Annotated in this window: 23 protein-coding genes; 4 read left to right on the top strand and 19 right to left on the bottom strand. The window is 60.2% G+C overall.

The annotated features are described in order from the left end of the window. Positions 1–8: 8 nt before the first annotated feature. From guaA to FHT92_RS07255, 3 genes are all read right to left on the bottom strand, one after another. Positions 9–1571: a glutamine-hydrolyzing GMP synthase gene (gene guaA / locus FHT92_RS07265; protein ID WP_183745928.1), complete on the bottom strand. Its 1563-nt coding sequence runs from the start codon at positions 1569–1571 to the stop codon at positions 9–11. 193 nt (positions 1572–1764) lie between these two features. After that, entirely contained in the window at positions 1765–2403 is a 639-nt protein-coding gene (locus FHT92_RS07260; protein WP_183823469.1) for a 5'-methylthioadenosine/S-adenosylhomocysteine nucleosidase, read from the bottom strand. Beyond that, entirely contained in the window at positions 2400–2849 is a 450-nt protein-coding gene (locus tag FHT92_RS07255; protein ID WP_183746505.1) for a PaaI family thioesterase, read from the bottom strand. The genes FHT92_RS07260 and FHT92_RS07255 overlap by 4 nt, the downstream gene beginning before the upstream one ends. Before the next feature lie 411 nt (positions 2850–3260). Here FHT92_RS07255 and FHT92_RS07250 point away from each other — a divergent pair, with 411 nt between their 5' ends. Continuing rightward, positions 3261–4340: a DUF2252 family protein gene (locus tag FHT92_RS07250; protein WP_183823848.1), complete on the top strand. Its 1080-nt coding sequence runs from the start codon at positions 3261–3263 to the stop codon at positions 4338–4340. On the opposite strand, the gene FHT92_RS07245 is transcribed toward FHT92_RS07250, so the two are convergent. The 9 genes from FHT92_RS07245 to FHT92_RS07205 form a co-directional block, all read right to left on the bottom strand. Beyond that, entirely contained in the window at positions 4319–5419 is a 1101-nt protein-coding gene (locus FHT92_RS07245) for a DUF1513 domain-containing protein (protein WP_183823467.1), read from the bottom strand. The genes FHT92_RS07250 and FHT92_RS07245 overlap by 22 nt on opposite strands. Positions 5420–5423: 4 nt before the next feature. After that, positions 5424–6527, bottom strand: coding sequence for an imelysin family protein (locus FHT92_RS07240; RefSeq protein ID WP_183823465.1), 1104 nt, complete (start codon positions 6525–6527; stop codon positions 5424–5426). Then, on the bottom strand, positions 6527–8065 hold the full coding sequence (locus FHT92_RS07235; protein WP_183823463.1) for a di-heme oxidoredictase family protein: 1539 nt from the start codon (positions 8063–8065) through the stop codon (positions 6527–6529). The genes FHT92_RS07240 and FHT92_RS07235 overlap by 1 nt, the downstream gene beginning before the upstream one ends. A 47-nt stretch (positions 8066–8112) precedes the next feature. Further along, a complete protein-coding gene (locus FHT92_RS07230) occupies positions 8113–9390 on the bottom strand; it encodes an imelysin family protein (protein ID WP_183823461.1) in 1278 nt (425 codons plus the stop codon). A 220-nt stretch (positions 9391–9610) separates the two neighbouring features. After that, on the bottom strand, positions 9611–10900 hold the full coding sequence (locus FHT92_RS07225) for an RsmB/NOP family class I SAM-dependent RNA methyltransferase (protein WP_183745945.1): 1290 nt from the start codon (positions 10898–10900) through the stop codon (positions 9611–9613). Positions 10901–11068: 168 nt separating this feature from the next. Then, a complete protein-coding gene (locus FHT92_RS07220) occupies positions 11069–11431 on the bottom strand; it encodes a septal ring lytic transglycosylase RlpA family protein (protein ID WP_183745948.1) in 363 nt (120 codons plus the stop codon). Between the two features lie 410 nt (positions 11432–11841). Further along, on the bottom strand, positions 11842–12711 hold the full coding sequence (locus tag FHT92_RS07215; protein WP_183745952.1) for an SDR family oxidoreductase: 870 nt from the start codon (positions 12709–12711) through the stop codon (positions 11842–11844). Continuing rightward, positions 12711–13871 (bottom strand): tRNA epoxyqueuosine(34) reductase QueG, encoded by a 1161-nt coding sequence (queG, locus tag FHT92_RS07210; RefSeq protein WP_183823459.1) that lies wholly within the window; start codon positions 13869–13871, stop codon positions 12711–12713. Before queG ends, FHT92_RS07215 begins: the two co-directional genes overlap by 1 nt. Positions 13872–13883: 12 nt before the next feature. After that, on the bottom strand, positions 13884–14576 hold the full coding sequence (locus tag FHT92_RS07205) for a glutathione S-transferase family protein (RefSeq protein WP_183823457.1): 693 nt from the start codon (positions 14574–14576) through the stop codon (positions 13884–13886). A gap of 276 nt (positions 14577–14852) precedes the next feature. Between FHT92_RS07205 and FHT92_RS07200 the strand changes: the two genes are divergently transcribed. After that, positions 14853–15650: an undecaprenyl-diphosphate phosphatase gene (locus FHT92_RS07200; protein WP_183823455.1), complete on the top strand. Its 798-nt coding sequence runs from the start codon at positions 14853–14855 to the stop codon at positions 15648–15650. A gap of 79 nt (positions 15651–15729) precedes the next feature. Here the strand turns inward: FHT92_RS07200 and FHT92_RS07195 are convergent, their stop codons facing one another. From FHT92_RS07195 to dnaN, 7 genes are all read right to left on the bottom strand, one after another. Then, entirely contained in the window at positions 15730–15882 is a 153-nt protein-coding gene (locus tag FHT92_RS07195) for a hypothetical protein (RefSeq protein ID WP_165911864.1), read from the bottom strand. Positions 15883–16161: 279 nt separating this feature from the next. After that, positions 16162–17142, bottom strand: coding sequence for a complex I NDUFA9 subunit family protein (locus tag FHT92_RS07190; protein ID WP_183745964.1), 981 nt, complete (start codon positions 17140–17142; stop codon positions 16162–16164). Between the two features lie 110 nt (positions 17143–17252). Beyond that, positions 17253–17540, bottom strand: a complete 288-nt coding sequence (locus tag FHT92_RS07185; protein ID WP_183745967.1) for a DUF1330 domain-containing protein — start codon at positions 17538–17540, stop codon at positions 17253–17255. Positions 17541–17566: 26 nt separating this feature from the next. Continuing rightward, positions 17567–18274: an orotidine-5'-phosphate decarboxylase gene (pyrF, locus tag FHT92_RS07180; protein WP_183745970.1), complete on the bottom strand. Its 708-nt coding sequence runs from the start codon at positions 18272–18274 to the stop codon at positions 17567–17569. A gap of 6 nt (positions 18275–18280) precedes the next feature. After that, a complete protein-coding gene (locus FHT92_RS07175; RefSeq protein WP_183745973.1) occupies positions 18281–18862 on the bottom strand; it encodes a histidine phosphatase family protein in 582 nt (193 codons plus the stop codon). Further along, complete coding sequence (gene pmtA / locus FHT92_RS07170; RefSeq protein WP_183745975.1) at positions 18863–19456, bottom strand: phospholipid N-methyltransferase PmtA; 594 nt, start codon at positions 19454–19456, stop codon at positions 18863–18865. It lies immediately after the preceding gene. Positions 19457–19567: 111 nt separating this feature from the next. Further along, entirely contained in the window at positions 19568–20686 is a 1119-nt protein-coding gene (gene dnaN, locus FHT92_RS07165; protein WP_183823453.1) for a DNA polymerase III subunit beta, read from the bottom strand. 247 nt (positions 20687–20933) lie between these two features. Here dnaN and rsmI point away from each other — a divergent pair, with 247 nt between their 5' ends. Beyond that, complete coding sequence (gene rsmI, locus FHT92_RS07160; protein ID WP_183745980.1) at positions 20934–21848, top strand: 16S rRNA (cytidine(1402)-2'-O)-methyltransferase; 915 nt, start codon at positions 20934–20936, stop codon at positions 21846–21848. Continuing rightward, positions 21841–22209 (top strand): YraN family protein, encoded by a 369-nt coding sequence (locus FHT92_RS07155; protein WP_183823451.1) that lies wholly within the window; start codon positions 21841–21843, stop codon positions 22207–22209. Before rsmI ends, FHT92_RS07155 begins: the two co-directional genes overlap by 8 nt. The last annotated feature ends 43 nt before the right edge of the window (positions 22210–22252 follow it).

The raw sequence follows: 22252 nt of genomic DNA, 5'->3' as shown, positions 1-22252 counted from the left end.
CCAGATCTTCATTCCCACTCGATCGTGCCCGGCGGCTTACTGGTCACATCGTAAACCACGCGGTTGATACCACGGACTTCGTTGATGATGCGGGTCGCGGCGCGGCCCAGGAATTCCATATCGTAGTGATAGAAATCCGCCGTCATGCCGTCGACCGAGGTGACGGCGCGCAGCGCGCAGACGAATTCGTAGGTGCGGCCGTCGCCCATGACGCCGACGGTCTGGACGGGCAACAGCACGGCGAAAGCCTGCCAGATCGCGTCATAGAGGCCGGCCTTTCGGATCTCATCGAGATAGATCGCATCGGCTTCGCGCAGGATATCAAGCTTCTCGCGCGTGATGCCGCCTGGGCAGCGGATGGCGAGGCCCGGACCCGGGAAGGGATGGCGGCCGATGAAGCTGTCTGGCAGGCCGAGTTCCTTGCCAAGCACGCGAACCTCGTCCTTGAAGAGTTCGCGCAACGGCTCGACGAGCTGCATCTTCATGCGCTCCGGCAGGCCTCCGACATTGTGGTGCGACTTGATGGTGACGGAAGGGCCGCCGGTGAAGGAAACGGACTCGATCACATCTGGATAAAGCGTGCCCTGGCCGAGGAAATCCGCGCCGCCAAGCTTCTTGGCTTCGTCCTCGAAGGTCTCGATGAACAGGCGGCCGATGATCTTGCGCTTCGTTTCCGGGTCGGAAACGCCTTCGAGCTCGCCGATGAAGCGATCGGAAGCGTCGACATGGATCAGGTGCAGATTGTAGTGCTCGCGGAACATGGCAACGACGCCTGCGGCCTCGTCCTTGCGCATCAGGCCGTGGTCGACGAGGATGCAGGTCAGCTGGTCGCCGACAGCTTCGTGGATGAGAAGGGCTGCGACCGACGAATCCACGCCACCGGAAAGCGCGCAGATGACGCGCTTGTCGCCGACTTGGCGGCGGATGTCTTCGACAGCCTTTTGGCGGTAGGCGGACATGGTCCAGTCGCCTTGGATGCCAGCGATGTTGTGGATGAAGTTCGCGATCAGCTTGGCGCCATCAGGTGTATGCACGACCTCAGGATGGAACTGCACGCCGTAATATTTGCGCTTCTCGTCGGCGATAAAGGCGTAAGGCGCGTTGGACGAAGTGGCGACGACCTCGAAACCTTCGGGCAGTTTCGTCACGCGGTCGCCGTGGCTCATCCAGACCTGATGACGCGAGCCCTTGGACCAAAGACCTTCGAAGAGGGCGCATTCCTCGTCGACTTCCAGGAAGGCACGGCCGAATTCGCGGTGATGGCCGCTTTCCACCATACCGCCGAGCTGCATGCACATCGTCTGCTGTCCGTAGCAGATGCCGAACACTGGAAGACCGCTGTCGAAGATGATCTGCGGCGCCCGGGGCGATCCCTCATCGACCGTCGAGGCCGGGCTGCCGGACAGGATCACCGCTTTCGGCTGAAGGCGCTTGAAGCCTTCTTCGGCAGACTGGAAGGGAACGATCTCGCAATAGACGCCGGCTTCACGCACACGACGTGCGATGAGCTGGGTCACCTGGCTGCCGAAATCGACGATGAGAACGCTGTCGGGATGTGCTGTCTGGGTCATGGCGAGCCTTTAATGAAAAGCGCCTCTGCTTGCAATCCGGGAATTCGGCCGTATCGGGGTTTTATTGTCCCGATTGTCCCTGTTTTCAGCGCTTGCAGCGTGTCGCGATCCTTCATATTCGCTGCCACGGTTCAAGCTTTTGTCTTCGCATGTCGTTATTGCAAAACCGCTGCACACTTTTGCGCGACATGCTTTAGAACCAGAAAACGCCATCTTCCAGAGCAGTAAACAGACTATCGACGGCATAAGAAAGCTTGCGGTCGACGATATGCAGATATTCGGTCCAGCCGGAAATATGCTGCAGCTCGACTGCGCCATCCGAAATGCCGCGAAGGCCGATCAGCGGCAGTTTGTAGCCCTGGCAAGCGCGCAGCACCGCATAGGTCTCCATGTCGACCATGTCGGCTGCGATATTGGCATAGGCGGCACCGGAAACGACGTTGCCGCCGGTTGAAAGGGTGGCCTCGGGAATGCCGGGAATGCGCAGCGGCAGGTCGAGATCGGCCGGCAGGTCGAGAAAGGGAGTCTTGCCTTTTTCGAAGCCGAGCGGCGAGGCATCCATGTCACGATAGGAAACGGACGTGACCTGATAGACTTCGGTCTGCTGCAGGCGCGCCGAACCGGCCGAGCCGAGCGAAACCACGAGATCGGGCAGATCGTCGGAAGCATCGAGACGGGAGAGCGATTTGGAGATCGCGATCGCCGCCTCGACAGGGCCGACGCCTGTCATCAGCGGTTCGATGCGCGAGCGCAGGAACGGCCCGTATTCGGCCTCGGCGGCCATGACGAACAGGATGGACTTGCCTGCAACCGACTTCAGTTCGAATTTCATCCCGTAATTCCCTCTCTTCCGCGAATGACCATCATCGTCCCGGTCATGGACGCGATGAGCTTGGCAGGCCCGTCGCTGATCGCATAACCTCGCCCGTCGGCAACGATGATGTTGGAGCCGGGCTTGGTGATCTCGCCCCTGAAGAGGAAGCGTTCGCCACGCCCCGGCGACATGAGGTTGACCTTGAACTCGATCGTCAGGATCGAGGCTTCGGCATCGATAACGCTGTAGGCTGCAAAACCGCAGGCCGAATCGAGCGCTGCGGAAATGACACCCGCGTGCAAAATGCCGTGCTGCTGCGTCAGTTTGACGTCGAAGGGAAGCTCGATTTCCACCACGCCGTGCTCGACACGCGTCAACTCCGCGCCGATGGTGTGCATGGCCGCCTGACGGGAAAAACTCTGGCGGATCCGTTCGCGGAAATCGCCCCTGTCGGTATCGTTCATCATGGTTCCTCTTGCGATCGCGAAAGTGGCATGGCCGGCCGGATTCGACAAGGTTTCAAACCGGCTCACGACGGTTTTGTCTTTTCGATACGAGTTTCGATCACGCAGCCCCGAGCTGTGTCGCTTGCGGGTCCGGCCGGGCAGGCCGATGAATTGCAGGCGCTTGTCGCCGGCATGATCAACTCCTGCAGTACCGGCCGCACTCGACGAGGTGGTCCCAGGTGATCTCCGGCGGAGCTTCGCAAGGCGGATCTCGTAAACGCCGAAGCTCCGCTTCCCGTAAGATCAGATAGGTCGGCGCGGTTCATCTCAGCACGGTGAGCTGCGTCGCATCTATTTTGGGATCATGCCGAAACCTCTTCTGAATAAAGCCCCGCAGGATTATGATTGATCAAACCTGAGGGCGAGCCGATGAAGACCCTTTCTCAATCTCTGAGCGATTACGAGGCGTGGCTGGCATACGAGCTGCAGGGCGAGCTTGTGCAGGAGGATATTGACGAGAAACACCGGAAGATGTGCGGTGAAGCTTTCGCCTTTCTGCGCGCTACCTACTGGCGCTGGGCGGAGATCATCTACGAGGTCAGACCGGAGCTTGCTGACATGCCGCAAGTGCTGTCGATCGGCGATACGCATTTGGAGAATTTCGGCACATGGCGGGATATCGAGGGGCGGCTCGTATGGGGCGCCAATGATTTCGACGACGCGGCGATCATGCCCTACGGGCTGGATCTCGTGCGGCTGGTGGCTAGCGCCATTCTGGCGCAGCCGGATGCCGGGATTTCCGGCAGGGCGATCGCCGAGCTCATTCTCGCTGGATACGTGCGCGGCCTTGAGCATGCAAACCCCATCGTACTGGAGCGCGATCATCCTTGGCTCCGCGACAAGCTGCTGCTTTCGGAAGATGAGCGGAAGGAATTCTGGAAGAAATGGGACACGCGTAAGCCTGCCAAAAGACCAGCCTCCAGCCGTTTTGTCGAGGCCTTGAAAAATGCTTTGCCGAAGGGCGCGGCAAGCGCCACACCCCTACCGGTGACGAAGGGGACGGGAAGTCTCGGCCGGCCGCGTTTCGTTGCCTATGTGAACGAGTGGCGCGGTGGACCCGTGCTGCGTGAAGCCAAGGCGCTTGTGCCCTCGGCCTGGTCCCTGGCAAGATCAGGAGATCACGTCATCAGAACCGGCGTCATTGCCGCCGGAAGGATGCGCAGCCCCGATCCTCATTTTGTCGTGTCGGGCCGCATTCTCGTTCGAAGACTTTCGCCGAACAGCCGCAAGATCGAGATCAAGACTGATGCGAAGACCCTGTTGAACGGCTCGATGCTTGAGCTGATGGGTTTTGAGATCGCCAACTGCCATTCAGATGACCCGGCAGGTGCTGCGGCAATTCGCAATGATCTGCGCCCGCGCGGTAAGGACTGGCTCTACGAGGCGGCGCGCTCAGCCGCCGAAGCCGTTCAAAAGGAATGGAAAGACTACCGCATCCGCGCCGGCTGAGTGATGCGCACGATATGCTGATCCCAGGCGACATCGCTATGAGCCGACAGGAAATCGCCATCATAGGAGGAAACGGCAAAGCCGCCGGGAGCAGGCGCGATTCCCGCGGCGTCGCGAACCCTGTTCTCGCGCAGCACCTTGCCCGTTTTCGCGTCAATGGTGACGGACGCGCCGCCGATCGGCGAGGTGATGCCGATCAGACCTTCCTTTCGGTTGACTGCAATCGCCCCGACATAATTGGCAAGTCGTCGCGTCGTCTCCTCGGGCAAGTCGATGAAAACAAGATCCTCGCCCTTGGCGAAATGACCGACAAGCGGCGGCAGGTCCTTCCGATGGCCTTCATATTGGCAGGCGAACCAGATACGGCCACCAGCGTCGACGTCGACATGGCGTGTCGAGACGGACGACCATTGCGGCGGCAGGATATGTTTTTCGATCAGCGCGCCGGTTGCCGCATCGATGAGCGCCAGTGACGGCTGCATATTACCAAGATTGAGCTTTGTGCGGCCGAAATCCGGATGTGTCTCGATGCCGCCATTGGCAACAACAAGCATGCGGCCGTCATCGGAGACCGTCATGTCATGCGGGCCGACGCCATAGGTCTCATATTCGCCGATCCGCACAAAGCGGTTCGTTGCATCGTAAAGACCGATCATGCCCCTGTTATTGTCGAAGTCGTTCTCGCTGGCATAGAGCAGCCGCCCATCCGGCGAAAATGCGCCGTGGCCGTAGAAATGCCGACCCTCCGGCGAGGTGATGACGGCGGGTTCTCCCTTGTTCCAGGGATCGAAGATCATCGCGAAGGTGCCCGGCCGGCGGGCGAAGGCGACGGTGCGGCCGGTGGCAATGCTATGGGCCATACCATGGGCACGGGCGGGCAGCGTCACCTGATCGACAATCTCTCCGCGTTCGGTGACTGTCGCCACGGCAAAGGAGCCATTGGCGGCGCGGATACCGGACGCATAGACGGCCTCGGCGCGGTCAAGCGCCAGCAGTGCTTGCGGCTTCAGCACCGCCAGAAAACCGATACCGGCGGCCTTGATGAAGCCGCGCCGGTCGATGGCGGCGCTACGCCACATCGGCTCAATCCCCGTCCGAGAAGGAGAAGCCGGCCGAAAGGCCGATTGCGGCTCCATACTGATCGCTGATCGTGGTGATGAGGTCGCGGCTTTCGGTCAGCAGCGTATCGAGCTTGGCCTTCTCCGCATCGCTGACCGCGACTTCGATATCCGGGTTCAGCTTCGAGACGCTGTCGATGATCGTCTTCAGCTTGGTGTCGATCGAATCGGCAACCGCCTTCTTCTCCGGCGGCAGCAGTTCCGCCATTCCGGCCTTCTGCCAGAGTGTGCGGATGCCCTCGAGATTGGCGGCCATCGACTTCCATGTATTCTTCGAACGCCAGTAGATCGCCATGCGCGGGCGGGCGGGCGTATCCTTGCCCTTGTAGAACTGCTCCAGCCGCTGGTCGCGAACGTTTTCCGCAGCATGGACGAGGATGCCGAGGAGGGCGGTGACGGCCTCCTTGTTGTCCATGAAATCGTCGCTCTGCGGGCCGGGGTGCTTCCAGCTCGCCTGCACGCCGTCAGGCTTCTCCCAAGCGGCGACCACCTCGCCGGCTTCACGCTGGATATTGCCGGCGACCGCCTGGCCGTAGAGGCAGCGGAAGCCACCCTTCTGCTTGAGGAGGTCATCGGAGCCGTTGCCATAGAGGACATATTCGAGTGCGGTCAGGCCCTGCAGCGCCACGCTCTTGCCGGCAATGGCATCGACGGTCGCGTCCTTCGGATCGGCCTTGGCGAGCAGCGCCTGAACCTGCTTGAGGCCGACGCCCTTGCGGTCGGGATAGAAGAGGATGTGCTCAAAGAGATTGTCCTGGATAACAGGGCCGGTCTGCACGATCTCGATCGTCGACCAGTAGCGGATCGCATCGTCGAATGCTGACTTGGCGCGATCGAGCGTCTGCTGCGTACCTGAGGCACAGAGATCGTTCATGGCTGTCGTCAGGCGCGCGGATGATTGCTGCATATTGCGATAGCCGGGGCGGATAACCTCGTCGACAGCGCGCTCCATGACTGAAGGCACAGCATCCTCGTTGAGGCCCGAAGTGGGCGGTGCGGCGCTTTGGGCGGCAGCCGATGCGGCAAGGCCGGTCAAAGCGAGGCAAAACAGGGTGTGCCAGGGGCGCATCAGAGTGACTCCAGGAATGTAATCAGGACCTCTCTATCGTCTTTTGATAGCGAGGAGAATGCGTTACGGGCTTTTTCAGCTTCGCCGCCATGCCAGAGAATTGCTTCGGTGAGATTTCTGGCGCGGCCGTCATGCAGGAAGAAGCTGTGTCCGCTCACAGTCCGGGTCAGTCCTATACCCCATAGCGGCGGCGTGCGCCATTCACGTCCGCCGGCCAATCCTACTTGCTGTCCGTCGGCCAGACCGTCGCCCATGTCGTGCAGCAGGAAATCGGAATAAGGCCAGATGAGCTGGAAGGATTGGGCCTTCTCAGCCGTATCACGGCTGGTAACGAATTTCGGCACGTGGCAGGAAATGCAGCCGGATTCGTAGAAAAGCTGCTTGCCGCGCAGGGTCCCGGCAAAACTCGCCTTTCGGCGCGCCGGCACGGCGAGGTTCTCGGAATAGAAGGTAACGAGATCGAGCACCGGGCCTGGCGCCTCCTCATTGCCGAGGCGTTTCTGCACGCCATCAGGCATGGCGAGGCACTTTGTCTCGGCTGCGGTGCAGTCGCCATCAGCGTTCGGCGCGTCTGGCGTCGAAATGCCGATATCGGTGGAGAAGGCATCCGCACTCTGATCGCGCACTGTAGCATTCTGCGCCTTCCAGCCGAAACGGCCGAGCGTGATCCGGGCCGTGCGGTGGTCGCGCACGATCGCGGCCTTACCGGAAATGCCATCATGATCAAGATCATCAGGATCGGCATGGGCCAGAATATCGGCCTCGGGAATTGCTTCGATCAGCCCGAGGCCGATCATCGGCGGGGCGACGCGTGCCGAGATCGTGGTCGCCGGGTCGAGCGGGCCGTAGGCGAGATTTTTGACGGAATAGGCCGGCTTACGCAGGTTCACCGTCTCGCCGCCGGCAAGCGTGATCGTCTCTTCGGTGTAGGTAACCGCGACCTTGCCCTCGGCGGCAAGTCCTGGAACGGCGAGATCCTGAAGCTGGTGACCGTAGACCGGATCAGGGAAATTGACGACATCGGCGCCGGCGATCGCTCTTTCTTCCTCTGGTGTCTTTGCCGCGCGGGCCACGCGCAGGACCATCGAGCTAGCGCTCGGACCGCCCTCGGGCGGTTTGCCGCGGCCGTCATTGGCGTGACAACTCATGCAGGAGCGGGCGTTGAAGAGCGGACCAAGCCCATCAGATGCCTGCGTCGAGGAGGGCGCGGAAACCCAGAGCTTGCGGAAGAGCGCGTTGCCGAGCCGGAAATTCTGCTCTTCCTCGAAAGGGATATTGGCCGAGATATGCGAAAAACTGTCTTCGGTGATTGGATCGATGGAGGTCGCCGCACCCGCCTGCATCGCCTCGTAGGGTTCGGCCTTGCTGAAATCGCCGGTCGGCCGCGTGATATCGGCGACGCGCTTCAGGTCCGCGTCGGAAAGATCGGTACGTCCAGTCGGAAGATCGAAGGTACCGGCAATGGCAACGGGAAGCCCGGCGAGCAGAGCACAGAAAGCTGCGCTGACAGAAAGACGTCGGGCCGGGTTATGCAACATTTCAAGGGTCCGGACCGCTCCGCTTTCAGAGCGGCCCGCCTTTTTGCTTATTTGAAGACAGCGTTAGGATTATCCAGGCTGTCGGAACCTTCAAGCTCGACGGTGCCGAGGTCAAGTGCGGCAATAACGCGCTGGACCGATTTGGTCTGGTCGATAAGACCGTCGATCGCGGCCTGGACGACGGCGTTGCCTTCCTTGTTGCCCTCACCGATCATCTGGTCGTATTTCTCGACCGTCTCGCCGCGCTTGGCCATGGCGTGCATGGCATTCAGCGTTTTGTTGAGCTTGCCGCTCATCTCGGCATCGAGCGCCTTATCCTTGGCGGCGACGAGATCGTGCAGCGACGGGCCGGTCATCTTGGTACCGTCGACGCGGGTGTATTCGCCCGAATAGGCGGCTGCGATGCCGATCGCGTCGTTCAGATGCGAGTTGTAAGTGTTGTCGGAGAAACAATCGTGCTCTTCTTCCGGATCGTGCAACAGCAGGCCGAGCTTCATGCGCTCGCCGGCGAGTTCACCATAAGAGAGCGAACCCATGCCTGTCAGGATGGCGACGAGACCGGCCTTCGGATCGGCTTCGACATGCTTGGTGGCTTCGCCACCAGGCGCCCAGTTGTCGGTCATTTCCTGCAGGTCTGAAACGAGCAGGATAGAGGCGGACTTCAGATATTCGGCGCGGCGGTCACAATTGCCATGCGTGCAATTCTTCAGGTCATAGTCGCTTGCCGGGCGCTCGCCGGCACCCGGTCCCGTGCCATGCAGATCCTGGCCCCAGAGCAAGAATTCGATGGCGTGATAGCCGGTCGCGACATTGGCCTCGATACCACCCGCCTCGGCAAGCGTGCCGGAGAGGAACTCCGGCGTCAGCTTGGAGGCGTCCACATCCTTGCCGTCGATCTTGATCGTCTTGTTGGCGATGACATTGGCGACATAGAGGGAGTTCTCGTCGCTTTCCGTGCCGTAGGAAGGATCGACGTAATCGATAAGGCCTTCGTCGAGCGGCCATGCGTTGACCTTGCCTTCCCAGTCGTCAACGATCGGGTTGCCGAAACGGTAGACTTCCGTCTGCTGATAGGGGACGCGCGCCTTGATCCAGGCATCCTTGGCCGCCTTCAGCGTCGTATCATTAGGCGTCTTCAAAAACGCGTCGATGGCCGCGTCGAGCGCCTTGGCTGTCGTCAGCGAGTCTTCATACTTGGCATGCGCGACCTCGGCGTAATGCTTCACGACTGCAGCAGCATCGGGCGCCGCATGTGCGGGAAGGGCGAGCAGGGCGGCGGGGGCGATCGCCAGCGCGGCTGCGCGGAATGTGCGGTTGAGCTTCATAATCCTCTCCTGTGACGGATTTCCGTCTGAATCCGGCAATCGTCTCTTCGCGCAAAAGCAAACTGGTGTCAAACACTCTAGTTTGGAATGGTTTTAAGGACGGATGCCTGTATTTAACTGGTCGTTTGAAGAGTATCTGACCGCAGATTTTAGGATCACCTGCACAAACGGATCGCGCCTTCTGCCTATTGCGTCACGTGATTTCCGTTGAGAGCGCTTCTCAGCCATCCCTTCTCAGGCGGCAGAAGAAGAAGCCATCCGTATCCGTCGACGCTGGCGTCAGCGTGATCGTCTTGCCGTCGGAAGATCGTGGGCGTGCGCTGTCCTTGCCGAACAGGCTGTCCCAGGCGGGCAGCGCGCTGTCAATCTTGAAATCGCCGTTCTCGGCAGCAAAGCGCCGGACCTGCTCTTCGTTCTCCTGCGGCAGCACCGAGCAGGTGACGTAGATCAGTTCGCCGCCTGGGCGCACGAAGCTGCTCGCCTGCGTCAGCGCATCCTGCTGCTGGGCGGTGCGTTCGTCGAGATTCTTGGCTGTCAGCCGCCATTTCGTATCCGGGCGGCGGCGCCACGTACCCGTGCCGGTGCAGGGCGCATCGACCAGCACCTTGTCGCAGCGGCCACGCAGGCTGGACAGGCCCCTGACATCGTCGTGGACTTGGACATTGCGCGTTCCGGCGCGCTTCAGCCGCTCGATGATCGGCGCAAGCCGCTTGCGGTCGGCATCATAGGCGTGGATCTGACCCTTATTATGCATGGCAGCAGCCATGGCGAGCGTCTTACCACCGCCACCGGCGCAATAATCCAGCACCTGCTCGCCATCCCCAGGCAGGACGAGATCGGCGACGATCTGCGATCCCTCGTCCTGAACCTCGAACCAGCCCTTCTGGAACGAAAGCTCGGCCGTGACGTTAGGGAGACGTGAGGCGCCTTCGCCGGCGGGAATCCGGATGCCGTAGCGTGCGATCTTCGCCTCATTCGCGCCGGCCCGTTCCAGCGCCTTCACGGCCTTCTCACGGGTGGCCTTCAGGATATTGGCGCGCAGATCAAGCGTCGGGCGCCCGGCAAGCGCCTGCGCCTCGGAAAGCCATTCGCCGCCGAAAGCCTGTTCGAAGGAGGGCTGTACCCATTCCGGAATATCGCCCTGCACATGTGGGGAAGCATCGGAAAGAGAACGGCTCGCAAACGCTGCGAGCGCTTCTGCGGAAAGCGGCGTCGGCGCGAACTTGTCATCTGCAAGTTCCGCAGCCAGTGTTTCCGGCGTAAAACCCCACTGGCGGAACATGACGGCGTGCGCGATGGCAACGGCACTGTCATCGTCCATCAGATAGGCATGGGACAATCGCATGCGCAGCGCGTCGTAGACGATGTTGCCGATCGCCGCCCGGTCGCCGGAGCCGGCGAAACGGTGGGCGAGGCCCCAGTCCTTCAGTGCATCGGCGACAGGCCTTTTGCGGGCATCGATATCAGCCAGAACCGAAATCGCCCCTTCGAGGCGGCCGCCCAAACGCATTCAAACTTCTCCTGTTGCCTTGGCTGGTGAACGATCCGCACAAGAGAGTCCGCAACAAACCTGATAGGCAGGGCGGATTGTTCACAAGTCCCAATCGCGTGGTTACTCGCGATTGGCGGCAAGAGCAAGCGCCGCATCCGGCGCAGGGATTGTGCGGAGGGCTTGGCCTCAGCTGATGACCTGGTAGCAGACCTTCGCGGTGCCCGAGGAGACCATGCCGATATTCTGTGCGGCAGCGCGCGATAGATCGAGCACGCGACCGCGGATGAACGGGCCACGATCATTGATGCGAACGACGACGCTGCGGCCGTTGTTGCGGTTGGTGACCTTCACCTTGGTGCCGAATGCCAGAGAACGATGTGCGGCGGTGTAGATGGCCGGGTTCATGCGTTCCCCGGAAGCAGTTTTGGAGCGAAGTGCGTACCACGAAGCACCGCCACATCCGTTACCAGCAAATCCTTCTGCCGGAAGGGCGAAGGAACAGGCTGCAATCGCTGCGGTAGTGATTAGAGAACGGCAGATTTTCTTCAAAACGGATTGTCCCTCAACTGTTGAACTTGCGCCTTCGCAGGCGGTGGGGCTTCAATCCGGGGAAAAGTGGCGAAAAAGTGCCGCTTCTGATCACGGAACGTTACAGTCTGTAACATTTGTGATTCCACTAACATTGCGGTAGCAGGACACCGCTTTGGCAATTCTTGGAAAAAGCCTAATGAAATCAGCTAAAATCCGAACGATTTTTTCGTATAAACGCTAAACATTTGATGGCCGTTGGAAATCACAAAATTTTTTTTCTCAGGGTGCCATATTCGCTGCCACATTTGCGCAAATTTAGAGGCCGTTAACCATAATACGGAGCGAAATTCAGTTCGTAAAAATCAGAAAGTAGGAAATTTCTACTATTTATGGATTATAACCCTATCACCCGAATGAGAGGGGTTTGGTCAGCCGCGCCAACCGTCATTTTGCAATAGCTGGGCGAGCGACATCGGATAGTTCGGGAAGGCAAACCGGAAGCCTGCAGCCTTCAACTTGGCATTGGAAACGCGCTTGTTCTCTCCATAGAAGGAACGGGCCATCGGCGTCATCTCGGCGGTCTCGAATGGCTGCTCCGGCGGCGGGGTGATGCCCATCAGGCGGGCGGCCTCGACTATCACATCCTGCGGCGGACCAGGTTGGTCGTCGGTGACATTGTAGATGCCGCCGAGCGCATGCTCTGCCAGAAACCGGGTGGAAGCGCCGATGTCCTCCACGCGGATGCGATTGAACACCTGGTCCTTTTTGATGATGCGGCGCGCTGTGCCACGGTCCAGATTGACGAAGGCGTTGCGTCCCGGTCCATAGATGCCGGAAAGCCGCAATATGGCGGCCGGCGTTTCGCGGGAACGGCCGAGCGCAAGCCAGGCATCCTCGGCGTCGAGACGTTCCTTGGAGCGGCCCGAGACTGGTATACATGGCGTTTCTTCAGTCACCCAGGAACCCTTGTGGTCACCATAGACGCCGACCGTGGAGAGATAGCCGATCCACTGCAGGTCAGGCAGAAGCACCGTGCTGTCCTTCCCAAGTAATGCAAGCAGCGGGTCGGCATCGCGCGGAGCGATCGACTGAACGAGATGCGTGACGGTGGCCATCGCCGCACGCAGGTCGTCGCTCAAGGCCTCTCCGTTGAAGATGAAGGCTTCGATGCCAATCTTGCGCAACTCTTCGGCTTTCTCTTCCGAACGGGTCGTACCGGAGACGCGAATGCCGCTATCGCCAAACGCCTTGGCGATAGCCGTGCCGGAATAACCGCAGCCAAAGATCATAACATGCATCAGCTCACCCCTGCCAATCGCCATTCGTTGAGGACATCTTCATCCGACTCATTTTCCTTTTGTGCGGCAAAGGCTTTGAATTCGCCAGCCTCCATGAGCCGCGACAGTGCCCAAATCGCCATGCCGCGCACGACCGGCGAGGCATCAGTGGCGAGCGCACGACATCGCTCGATCAAGCTGCGCTCGCCGGAATTGCCGGCGGCGATCAACACGTTACGAATAAAGCGGTCACGGCCGATGCGCTTGACCGGCGAGCCGCTGAAGAAGGTGCGAAAGGTCGGATCGTCGAGCGCCAGAAGGAACACGATCGAAGGTCCCTTCAGATCCTCACGCGCCTTCAGCTTCATTTCCGATGCTTCGTTTGCGAACTTGTTCCAAGGGCATGCGGCAAGGCAATCGTCGCAGCCGTAAATGCGGTTGCCGATCAGAGGCCTGAACTCGGGATCGATCGGCCCCTTATGCTCGATCGTCAGATACGAGATGCAGCGGCGCGCATCGATCTGGTAGGGCGCCGGAAAGGCAGCGGTTGGGCAGACATCGAGGCAGGCGCGGCAGGAGCCGCAATGATCGGTCTCCAAGGTATCTGTATTGAGATCGGCGGTCGTAAACATCGATCCAAGGAAAAGCCAGGAACCGTGCTCGCGGCTGACGAGATTGGTGTGTTTGCCCTGCCAGCCGAGACCGGCGGCCGCAGCCAGCGGCTTTTCCATGACCGGGGCAGTATCGACGAAGACCTTCACATCCGCGCCAGCCTTGGCCGCGAAGCGCGTGGCGATCTCCTTCAGTCGGCCCTTGATGACGTCATGATAGTCGCGGTTGCGGGCGTAGACGGAGATTGCCGCCTTATCTTTCTCTCCGAGAATGCCACGCGGATCCTCGTCCGGCCCATAATTGAGCCCGAAGACGGCGACCGAGCGCACATCGCTCCAAAGCGTGCGTGGATCGCTGCGGCGTTCGCGCGTTTCCGCCATCCATTCCATCGTCCCATGCCGGCCGGCATCGATGAATTGGCCGAGCCGCTCTTTTGCTTCAGGGATCGAATCCGGGCGGGTCACGCGGCAGAGATCGAAGCCGAGAGTGACCGCTTCCGCCTTCAGGAAGGCGGTCAAATTGTCGCGGCGCTTGCGCTCCTTGATATCTTCGGCTTTCGGTTCGGGCATCGAACGCCCTCGTTAGAAATCCAGGTCGGCGTAATGGGAAACCGGCGTCAAGCCGCGTACGCGCTCGGTCAGAAGCGGGCGAAAAGACGGGCGCGATTTCAGCCGCTGGTACCAGTCCTTGGCGAGGGGCGATTCCGACCAGTCGATCTCGCCGAGATAATCGAGAATGGAGATCGAGGCTGCGGCGGCAAGGTCGGCATAACTCATTCGCTCGCCGGCAAGCCATTGGCGCGAGCCGGCTAGCCAGGTGAGATAACGCATATGTTGGCGGATATTGGCGCGTGCCGTGCGCAACACCTTGGAATCCGGGGCGCCACCGCCCTGGTCGGCCGTCATCTGCAGCTTGTAGACGCGCTCGCGTGCCAGCGGCTTGGTGACGTCGTTTTCCATTTTTTGCATGAACCATTCCGTCAAACGGCGGATTTCCGCGCGCTGGAACGGGTCCTCGGCGAGCAACCGGCGGTCGCGTTTCAGCACGCCATGCGTCTCGTCGAGATATTCCGAGATGACGGTTGCGCCACAGAGCGCGCGCATGCTGTCATCGACATAAACGGGCAGCGTCCCGGCTGGGTTGAGCGCCAAGAAGTCGCGGCGTTTCTCCCACGTCTGTTCTTCGATCAGTTCCGCCTGATAGCCATATTCCGCCAGAATGAGCCTGACGAAGCGGGATGCGGACGACATGGGATGATGATAAAGCGTGGGCATCGATACTCGGACTTTTGATTGTGGTGCATGGGCTCAGGGGCGCGCCGATTATACCGCCCTAGTCATGACTCATTAGTTGAAGCTATAGGAGTTTGGCCCCTCCAATACAAGCGAATCGGGCTAGACCGCCTGACAAGGGACAAAACATGGCTGCCTGAACGATCGCAACTCCCCGCTCGTCTTTCTTGCCTCCCGCTCTGGCGGACGATGATTGTGCAGTGCAATATAGCCTGGCCACCATTCCAGTCCGACCGAACCCCAAACCGGAGACACTTTATGGACTACATAAACTCTATAATTCTGGGCATTATAGAAGGGATCACAGAGTTCCTGCCGATTTCCAGCACTGGCCATCTGATCATTGCGGAACAGTGGCTTGGTGCACGCAGCGAGACATTCAACATCGTCATTCAGGCAGGAGCGATCCTTGCCGTCACGATCATCTATTGGCGCCGCCTGCTCGATCTGCTGCTCGGCTGGCGCGATCCGCAAAACCGTGACTACGCTTTTAAACTGATCGGCGCCTTTCTGATCACCGCCGTCCTCGGACTGTTGGTCAAGAAGCTTGGCTTCGAACTGCCTGAGAACGCAACCCCGGTTGCCTGGGCGCTTATCATCGGCGGTATCTGGATGATCTTCGCCGAATGGGCCGCCGCCCGCCGCCCGCCGAGCTCCCACATCACCTGGCTCGTGGCCATCCTAGTTGGTATCGCGCAGGTCGTTGCCGGCGTCTTCCCCGGGACGTCCCGCTCCGGCGCCACGATTTTCGTCGCCATGCTGGCCGGCACGGCTAACCGCGCGGCTGCAACCGAATTTGCCTTCCTCGTCGGCATTCCGACCATGTATGCTGCAAGTGCCTTTTCGCTGCTGAAAACCGTCAAGGATGGCGGTGCGGCAAACGAGGACTGGACCGCGCTCGGCATCGCCTTCGTCGTTTCGACCGTCGTCGCCTTCGTCGCCGTCAAATGGCTGCTGGCCTATATCAGAAGTAACCGCTTCACGGTCTTTGCGATCTATCGCATCATTCTGGGTGTTGTGCTGCTCGCCATGGCGATGGCAGGCATGATCAGCTGAGTCATCACGCAGGCGAGCGAATATGCGTCGCGCGCGCCGGGACAAAAATTAAAGCCGGTTCGAAAGGACCGGCTTTTTATTAGTGGGTAATGGAGGCCGTCGAGCAGGGATCGACGCCGTAAGCCGGCGAGCAACCGCCCTTCACCGCCGCGACGGAGCCCGGCGCAATGAAGGAGCCTGCGAGGATTACCAGTGCCGCACACGCAAAAAGAAGCGCGATTGACTTACCCATCAGAAATAGCCTTTCACGTGATGCCGCACGCCTGCGAGGCGCTTGAGTCTGTCTGGAGACGCGCGGGGGTGTTTAGTCAGTGGAATAGCAAATAGCAATAAATGTTCCTGCTAAATTTGGTGTTAATTCCACTAAATTTCCTATGCGTCTTTTATGCAACGTCACACAACATGAGATGCATCTTAACACGCAAGGCTTGCGCCGGATGGCGCCTCGCCAAAATGGAAACGCCGCCCGCGAAAGCTCGCGAACGGCGCTTGAATTGCCGGGTCGGATTGATCAGGCAGCCTTGCCGGAGCCTGTGTACTGGCCGTGCGGGCGATACTGCACGAGGTAGGAATCGAGCACCGAAGTCGCCATCGTCGGCGTGATGCCAAGGCCCCTCAGCGTGCGGCCCTCGGCTTCGGCTTCTTTCGAAACGACGTTGTCATGCTTGAGAAGCTTGACCTGGTCCGGCGTGATCGGCGGCGCGATGAATGGCACCAGCGAGGCGATGCTGCCGATCAGCGATGCGATGCTGAAGGGCAGGGAAACGAGCGGATTCTTGCGAACTGTGACCTTGAGTATGGTTTCGAGACAGTCGCGGAAGGTCAGGACCTCAGGACCGCCAAGTTCATAAATCTTGCCGGTTTCGACCTTACCGTCGACGGCACGGGCAACGGCCTCGGCGACATCCTCGACGTAAACGGGTTGGAACTTCGTCTTGCCGCCGCCGACGAGTGGCAGGACAGGGAACATGCGCGCCATGTCGGCGAACTTGTTGAAGAAGCTGTCTTCCGGACCGAAGACGACAGATGGGCGAAAGATTACCGCATCCGGCTTGATCGACAGGATAGCGGCTTCGGCACGGCCTTTGGTGCGGCCGTAGTTTGAGTTCGAACCGGCGTTGGCGCCGATGGCGGAAATGTGCGTCAACGTTGCACCGGCGTTGCGGGCGGCTTCCGCCACGGCGCGGCCACCGAATTCCTGCACGGCATCGAATGTGTTGCGGCCGCTCTCGAAAAGGATGCCGACACAGTTGATGACATGGTCGGCGCCTTCGACAGCTCGGTCGATCGAGTTGCGGTAGCGCAAGTTGGCCTGGACGAAGGAGATCTGGCCGACATTGCCGAGCGGCTGCAGGAAACCGGCAAGGTCGGGGCGGCGCACGGCAACGCGGATGCGATAGCCGCGTTTGGCCAGCACGCGCACGATATGTCTGCCGATGAAGCCGGACCCTCCGAACACGGTGACGAGTGGCGGCAGGTTGGCAAGGGTCATGGCAGGCTCCTCGAAAGGCTTTGAAATGCTGTGATTGCTTTCGTCTTAGCCGAATACCGACGCGACGAAAAGGGCCATCGCGCCGCAGTTTCTACCCGTTCGAAACTGGCTCAGACGCCCTCGACTACGACCATTTCCGCGTCGGCCACCTCATGGCGGATTTTTGCAGCAGCCTGGTATTCGGGCGAATTATAGCAGTCGACGGCATGCTGCATCGAGGGAAACTCGATGACGACGTTGCGGGCGCGCGCCTTGCCTTCAAGCTCGGTCATTGCACCGCCGCGGGCGAGGAAGTTCGCGCCGTATTTCTCGAAGGCAGGCTTTGCTGTCGCGACGTAATCCTTGTAGCGCTCGAGGTCGCGCACATCGACGCGGGCGATCCAGTATCCCTTGGGCATTTTTGTCTCCTCGTTCGGCGGACGTGTCAGCGGTTCGCCGGCCAAAGCGCGGCAACCATTTCATTGAGGATTGCACGCGCCGCTTCCCGCGGCTCCGGTGCCTTGACGATCGGGCGGGCGACGACGAGATGGGTGGACCCTGCCTTCAGTGCATCCTTAGGCGTCATCACCCGCTTCTGGTCGCCCTTCTCGGCACCCGTCGGGCGGATGCCGGGTGTCACGATCGCCATATCAGGCCCGACGATCTCGCTGACAGCAGCGGATTCCTCGGCTGAGCAGACGATGCCGCCCATGCCGGCAGCACGCGCCTGTTCGGCACGACGCGCGACAAGCGTCTTCGGATCATATTGATAACCTGCCTCGACGAGATCATCGGCGTCCATCGAGGTCAGCACGGTAACGCCAAGCAGGCATAGGCTGGAGCCTTTCGCCGCCTCGACGGCCGCCTTCATCGCTTTCGGATAGGCATGCAGCGTCAGCATCGACATGCCCATCTTGGCGATGTTCTCGACACCGGATGCGACCGTGTTGTCGATGTCGAGGAGTTTCATGTCGAGGAAAATCTTTTTGCCGCTGGCGGCAAGGTCGCGGGCAAATTCCAGCCCGCCGGCAAAGACAAGCTGATAGCCGATCTTGTAGAAGAGAATGTCGTCGCCGAGCGTGGAAACAATTTTTTCCGCTTCGCCAATCGTTGGAACATCCAGCCCGACGATCAACCGCTCGCGTGCGCCCATCTCAAATCATCCCCGCCAGTCTTCGATGGGTGTCCAGTCGCATGATAAGCGCCGATCCGCAAGGCCGAAAGCGTAGAGATTACCGCCACCGCCTGGCTGGTCGCGATCACGCGCAATCGGCAAACCCATCAGATGGCATTTGAGCAGCGTTCCGACGCCGCCATGGCCGACAAAGGCGATCGGCGCATTCGCATCATGCGAAGACAAGATGGTCTCGACGGCGGAGACGATGCGGTTCTGCGCGTCGGCGGCCCGCTCCCAGCCCCTGAAGCTCTCTTGCGGGTGAGCGAAGAACCAGTTGGCCGCCTCTTCGAATTTGTCGGGCGGCAGGAAACCGGTGGCGGAGCGATCGTTCTCGTGCATGCCATGCACGATCTCGATTTTCCCGCCTGAGGCCGCAGCAAGGATTTCCGCTGTCTCGATCGCCTTGGTCTCATCGCTGGAGACAATGCGGGTCAGCCGCTTCGCCCAATCGCTCGAGGCGGCCTTGCGGGCGCGCTCCGCGCCGATATCGGAGAGACCCCATTGGGGAACGGGAACCGCAGGATCGATCTTGACCTGAGGGTGGGTGATATAAAGTCCGAACATTTATCCGCGCCGATAAATCCAGAGTTGAGCCGGAGGAATATTGCGCACGATGAAATCAAAATGATGAATGCTGTAGCGATCGGCATTGGCGACGATCGGCGAAACTGCGCCATAGGAGATCTGCACCATCGGCCGGCCAGCCGGCATGCGATCGAGCAGGCTTTCCAGGAGCGCGATGCGCGCCTGCATCGGGAAATTCAGCAGCGGTATGCCTGAGATAACGGAATCGAATTTCTGATCCTTGAGAGAGCCGAGCGTTTTGTCGAGATCGAAGGCATCGCCGTTGATGAAGGTCACATCAGGATAAAGCTGCACGAGATGTTGGTAGAAATCCGTCGAATATTCGATGGCGACAAGTTTTTCCGGTTTCACGCCATGAGCGAGAATCGCCTTGGTGATGGCGCCGGTGCCGGGGCCAAGTTCGAGTACAGGCAGATCCGAATGCGGATTTGCGACACTCGCCATCTTACGGGCGGTGATTGAAGAGGTCGGCACAATGGAGCCGACAGTTTTCGGCCCCTGCATCATGCCCTTGAAGAAGCGGATCTCCTCGTCGAATTTCCTGCCGAGCCGTTCCTTGAGTCGCAATGCCATGCCGTCCTCCCATGCCTGCTGTTCGTCCCGCCCTTAATTGCAGGAGGGTGAAGCAAAAACAAGAGGCGATGTCGCAATCAGGAAGGTTTAAGACAGGAAGGCGACGCGCGTTTACACGCGCATCGGCATTAGCACGTAGAGAGCATCGTCGCCGGCGGTGTCACGCACGAGTGTCGGCGAACCGGCATCGGCCAGAAGGAAGATCGCCTCGTCGCCGGAAAGCTGCGCAGTGATGTCGAGCAGGTACTTGGCATTGAAGCCGATTTCCATCGGATCCGTATCATAGCCGACGGCGACTTCTTCCGTAGCACTGCCGGAATCCGGGTTGTTGACGGTGAGCAGCAGCTGGCCGTCGGAAAGCGCGAGCTTCACGGCGCGGCCGCGCTCGGACGAAATGGTGGAAACGCGGTCGACGGCCTGGGCAAAGCTCGTGCAATCGACGCGCATTTCCTTGTCATTATTGGTGGGGATGACGCGCTGATAATCCGGGAAGGTGCCGTCGATCAGCTTCGAAGTCATGACGATGGAGCCGATGGTAAGGCGGATTTTGGCATCGGAGACTTCGACGGTGACGATCGCATCCGGGGTATCGACGAGCTTCTGCAATTCACCGACCGTCTTGCGCGGAATGATGATGCCTGGCATGCCTTCGGAGCCAGAGGGCGCATCCACATCGGCACGGGCCAGACGGTGGCCGTCGGTCGCAACGGCGCGCAGCTTCAGGCTGCCCTCGCTTTCGATCGTATGGAAGAAGATGCCGTTCAGATAATAGCGGGTTTCTTCCGTCGAAATCGCAAACTGCGTGCGATCGATCAACATCTTCAGATCGCTTGCCTTCAGCTTGAAGGAATGCGTGAAGGTGCCGGCGGTCAGATCGGGGAAGTCGGATTCCGGCAGGCACTGCAGCGAGAACTTCGAGCGGCCGGATTGAACGGTCATCGAGCCGCCATCCTGGGAAGTGGCAAGAAGCACTTCCGCGCCATCGGCAAGCTTGCGCACGATGTCGTAAAGAAGATGCGCTGGAACGGTAGTGGCGCCGGCCTGCTCGACATTGGCAGGCGTGGCTTCGGTGATTTCGAGATCGAGGTCAGTCGCCTTCATGTCGAGGTTTTGCCCGTCGGCCTTCAGGAGCACGTTGGACAGGATCGGGATCGTGTTGCGGCGTTCGACCACGCGATGCACGTGGTTCAGCGACTTCAAAAGGTTTGACCGCTCAATAGTAATACGCATGGGATGCTACCGCTTTCGACCTTTATTGTCCGGGCGCCCGGAAGCGCCGCGTCACTGCTTTCCCCTTTGGGAGAGGGGAGTGGACGGGCAAAATGGCAGAACTTTGCCGGCGATTGCAAGAGGCATGGTTGCCCGCAGGCCCCCAAATGCCGTTTTGCAGTGCAATGCTCACAGAAATTGCGGCCCTTGTCGAAGCCACACTGCTCGCCCATAAAGGGAAGAGGCTGGCGGAACGAAGGCGAATGGCATGACGGAAGAGACGACAGCGGAAACTGGCGCCCGGCGCGGTTTTCGTCTCCATAATATTGCGGTGCCGGCGCGCCCGCTCGAACCGGCTCTCTATCTCGTCGCAACGCCGATCGGCAATCTCGGCGACATTACGCTGCGGGCGCTGGAAACGCTTGCTGGTGCCGACGTCCTGGCCTGCGAGGATACACGCGTCACCCGCGTCCTGCTCGATCGGTATGGTATCCAGAACCGCCCCTTCCCCTATCATGAGCACAATGCTAACGAGGCCGGACCGCGGCTCCTGCAGGCACTCGAAGCCGGCAAGTCGGTGGCACTCGTTTCCGATGCGGGAACGCCGTTGGTATCCGATCCCGGCTATCGCCTGGCCCAGCAGGCGATCGAGGTAGGTTACCGCATCATTCCAATTCCCGGCGCTTCCGCGCCGCTTGCCGCCCTCGTCGGATCGGGCCTGCCGAACGACGCCTTTCTCTTTGCCGGTTTCCTCCCGACCAAGGACAAGGCGCGCCGCGACCGGCTCGCGGAATTCGCGAACGCACCGGCCACATTGATCTTCTTTGAATCACCCCATCGCATTGGCGCGACCCTGCTGGCCGCCGCTGATGTGCTCGGCGCTGAACGCGAGGCGTCCGTCTGCCGCGAACTGACGAAAACCTATGAGGAATTCCGCCGCGGCACGCTTGCCGAACTCGCGGCCCATTATGAAGAGCATGACAATGTGAAGGGCGAAATCGTGCTGGTGATCGGCCCCTCGAACGAACAGCCCGCCACCGAAGCCGATATCGACGCGGTTCTCGCCGATCTCGCAAAATCCCTACCGACGGCCAAGGCCGCGACCGAGGCCGCCCGCCTGACGGGCCTGCCGCGCAAGGTGCTCTACCAGAAGCTTCTCGACATGAAGGCGGCGAATGGCTGACGGCGAAGCAACGCTCCGCAGGAGAAATGCGCTGCGCCGCGGCGCGGCGGCGGAATATATCGCCGCCATTTTCCTGATGCTGAAAGGTTATCGCATTCTCGCCCTGCGGCACCGGACGAAGCTCGGCGAGATCGATATTATCGCCCGCAAGGGGGATCTGGCCGTCTTTGTCGAGGTCAAGGCGCGCGCCGACGAAACGGGCGCGGTGGATGCTGTGTCCTACGCGTCGCAAAAACGCATCCGGGCTGCGAGCGATCTCTGGCTCGCCCGTCAGCGCGATTATGCTCGGCTTTCGCAACGCTACGATATTGTCGCGATATTGCCGGGGAGGCTGCCTCGCCATTTCCCTGATGCTTTCTAGGATTTTGCCGCGTCGCACTTGCGGCGGTGTGGTGGTGCCACGC

Source organism: Rhizobium sp. BK377 (assembly GCF_014193935.1).
Taxonomy (GTDB): Bacteria; Pseudomonadota; Alphaproteobacteria; order Rhizobiales; family Rhizobiaceae; genus Rhizobium.
Note: the sequence above shows the minus strand (reverse complement) of the source record. Positions and strands in the feature narration are given on the sequence as shown.

Bases quoted from the DNA above. Each gene is read 5' to 3' on its own strand.
- FHT92_RS07190 (WP_183745964.1), bottom strand. From the start codon at position 17,142: ATGACCCTTGCCAACCTGCCGCCACTCGTCACCGTGTTCGGAGGGTCC.
- guaA (WP_183745928.1), bottom strand. From the start codon at position 1,571: ATGACCCAGACAGCACATCCCGACAGCGTTCTCATCGTCGATTTCGGC.
- pmtA (WP_183745975.1), bottom strand. From the start codon at position 19,456: ATGGCATTGCGACTCAAGGAACGGCTCGGCAGGAAATTCGACGAGGAG.
- FHT92_RS07250 (WP_183823848.1), top strand. From the start codon at position 3,261: ATGAAGACCCTTTCTCAATCTCTGAGCGATTACGAGGCGTGGCTGGCA.
- FHT92_RS07255 (WP_183746505.1), bottom strand. From the start codon at position 2,849: ATGAACGATACCGACAGGGGCGATTTCCGCGAACGGATCCGCCAGAGT.
- FHT92_RS07195 (WP_165911864.1), bottom strand. From the start codon at position 15,882: ATGGGTAAGTCAATCGCGCTTCTTTTTGCGTGTGCGGCACTGGTAATC.
- FHT92_RS07235 (WP_183823463.1), bottom strand. From the start codon at position 8,065: ATGTTGCATAACCCGGCCCGACGTCTTTCTGTCAGCGCAGCTTTCTGT.
- FHT92_RS07185 (WP_183745967.1), bottom strand. From the start codon at position 17,540: ATGCCCAAGGGATACTGGATCGCCCGCGTCGATGTGCGCGACCTCGAG.
- pyrF (WP_183745970.1), bottom strand. From the start codon at position 18,274: ATGGGCGCACGCGAGCGGTTGATCGTCGGGCTGGATGTTCCAACGATT.
- FHT92_RS07200 (WP_183823455.1), top strand. From the start codon at position 14,853: ATGGACTACATAAACTCTATAATTCTGGGCATTATAGAAGGGATCACA.
- FHT92_RS07215 (WP_183745952.1), bottom strand. From the start codon at position 12,711: ATGCATGTTATGATCTTTGGCTGCGGTTATTCCGGCACGGCTATCGCC.
- FHT92_RS07175 (WP_183745973.1), bottom strand. From the start codon at position 18,862: ATGTTCGGACTTTATATCACCCACCCTCAGGTCAAGATCGATCCTGCG.
- FHT92_RS07230 (WP_183823461.1), bottom strand. From the start codon at position 9,390: ATGAAGCTCAACCGCACATTCCGCGCAGCCGCGCTGGCGATCGCCCCC.
- queG (WP_183823459.1), bottom strand. From the start codon at position 13,871: ATGCCCGAACCGAAAGCCGAAGATATCAAGGAGCGCAAGCGCCGCGAC.
- FHT92_RS07245 (WP_183823467.1), bottom strand. From the start codon at position 5,419: ATGTGGCGTAGCGCCGCCATCGACCGGCGCGGCTTCATCAAGGCCGCC.
- FHT92_RS07260 (WP_183823469.1), bottom strand. From the start codon at position 2,403: ATGAAATTCGAACTGAAGTCGGTTGCAGGCAAGTCCATCCTGTTCGTC.
- FHT92_RS07240 (WP_183823465.1), bottom strand. From the start codon at position 6,527: ATGCGCCCCTGGCACACCCTGTTTTGCCTCGCTTTGACCGGCCTTGCC.
- FHT92_RS07155 (WP_183823451.1), top strand. From the start codon at position 21,841: ATGGCTGACGGCGAAGCAACGCTCCGCAGGAGAAATGCGCTGCGCCGC.
- dnaN (WP_183823453.1), bottom strand. From the start codon at position 20,686: ATGCGTATTACTATTGAGCGGTCAAACCTTTTGAAGTCGCTGAACCAC.
- rsmI (WP_183745980.1), top strand. From the start codon at position 20,934: ATGACGGAAGAGACGACAGCGGAAACTGGCGCCCGGCGCGGTTTTCGT.
- FHT92_RS07205 (WP_183823457.1), bottom strand. From the start codon at position 14,576: ATGCCCACGCTTTATCATCATCCCATGTCGTCCGCATCCCGCTTCGTC.
- FHT92_RS07225 (WP_183745945.1), bottom strand. From the start codon at position 10,900: ATGCGTTTGGGCGGCCGCCTCGAAGGGGCGATTTCGGTTCTGGCTGAT.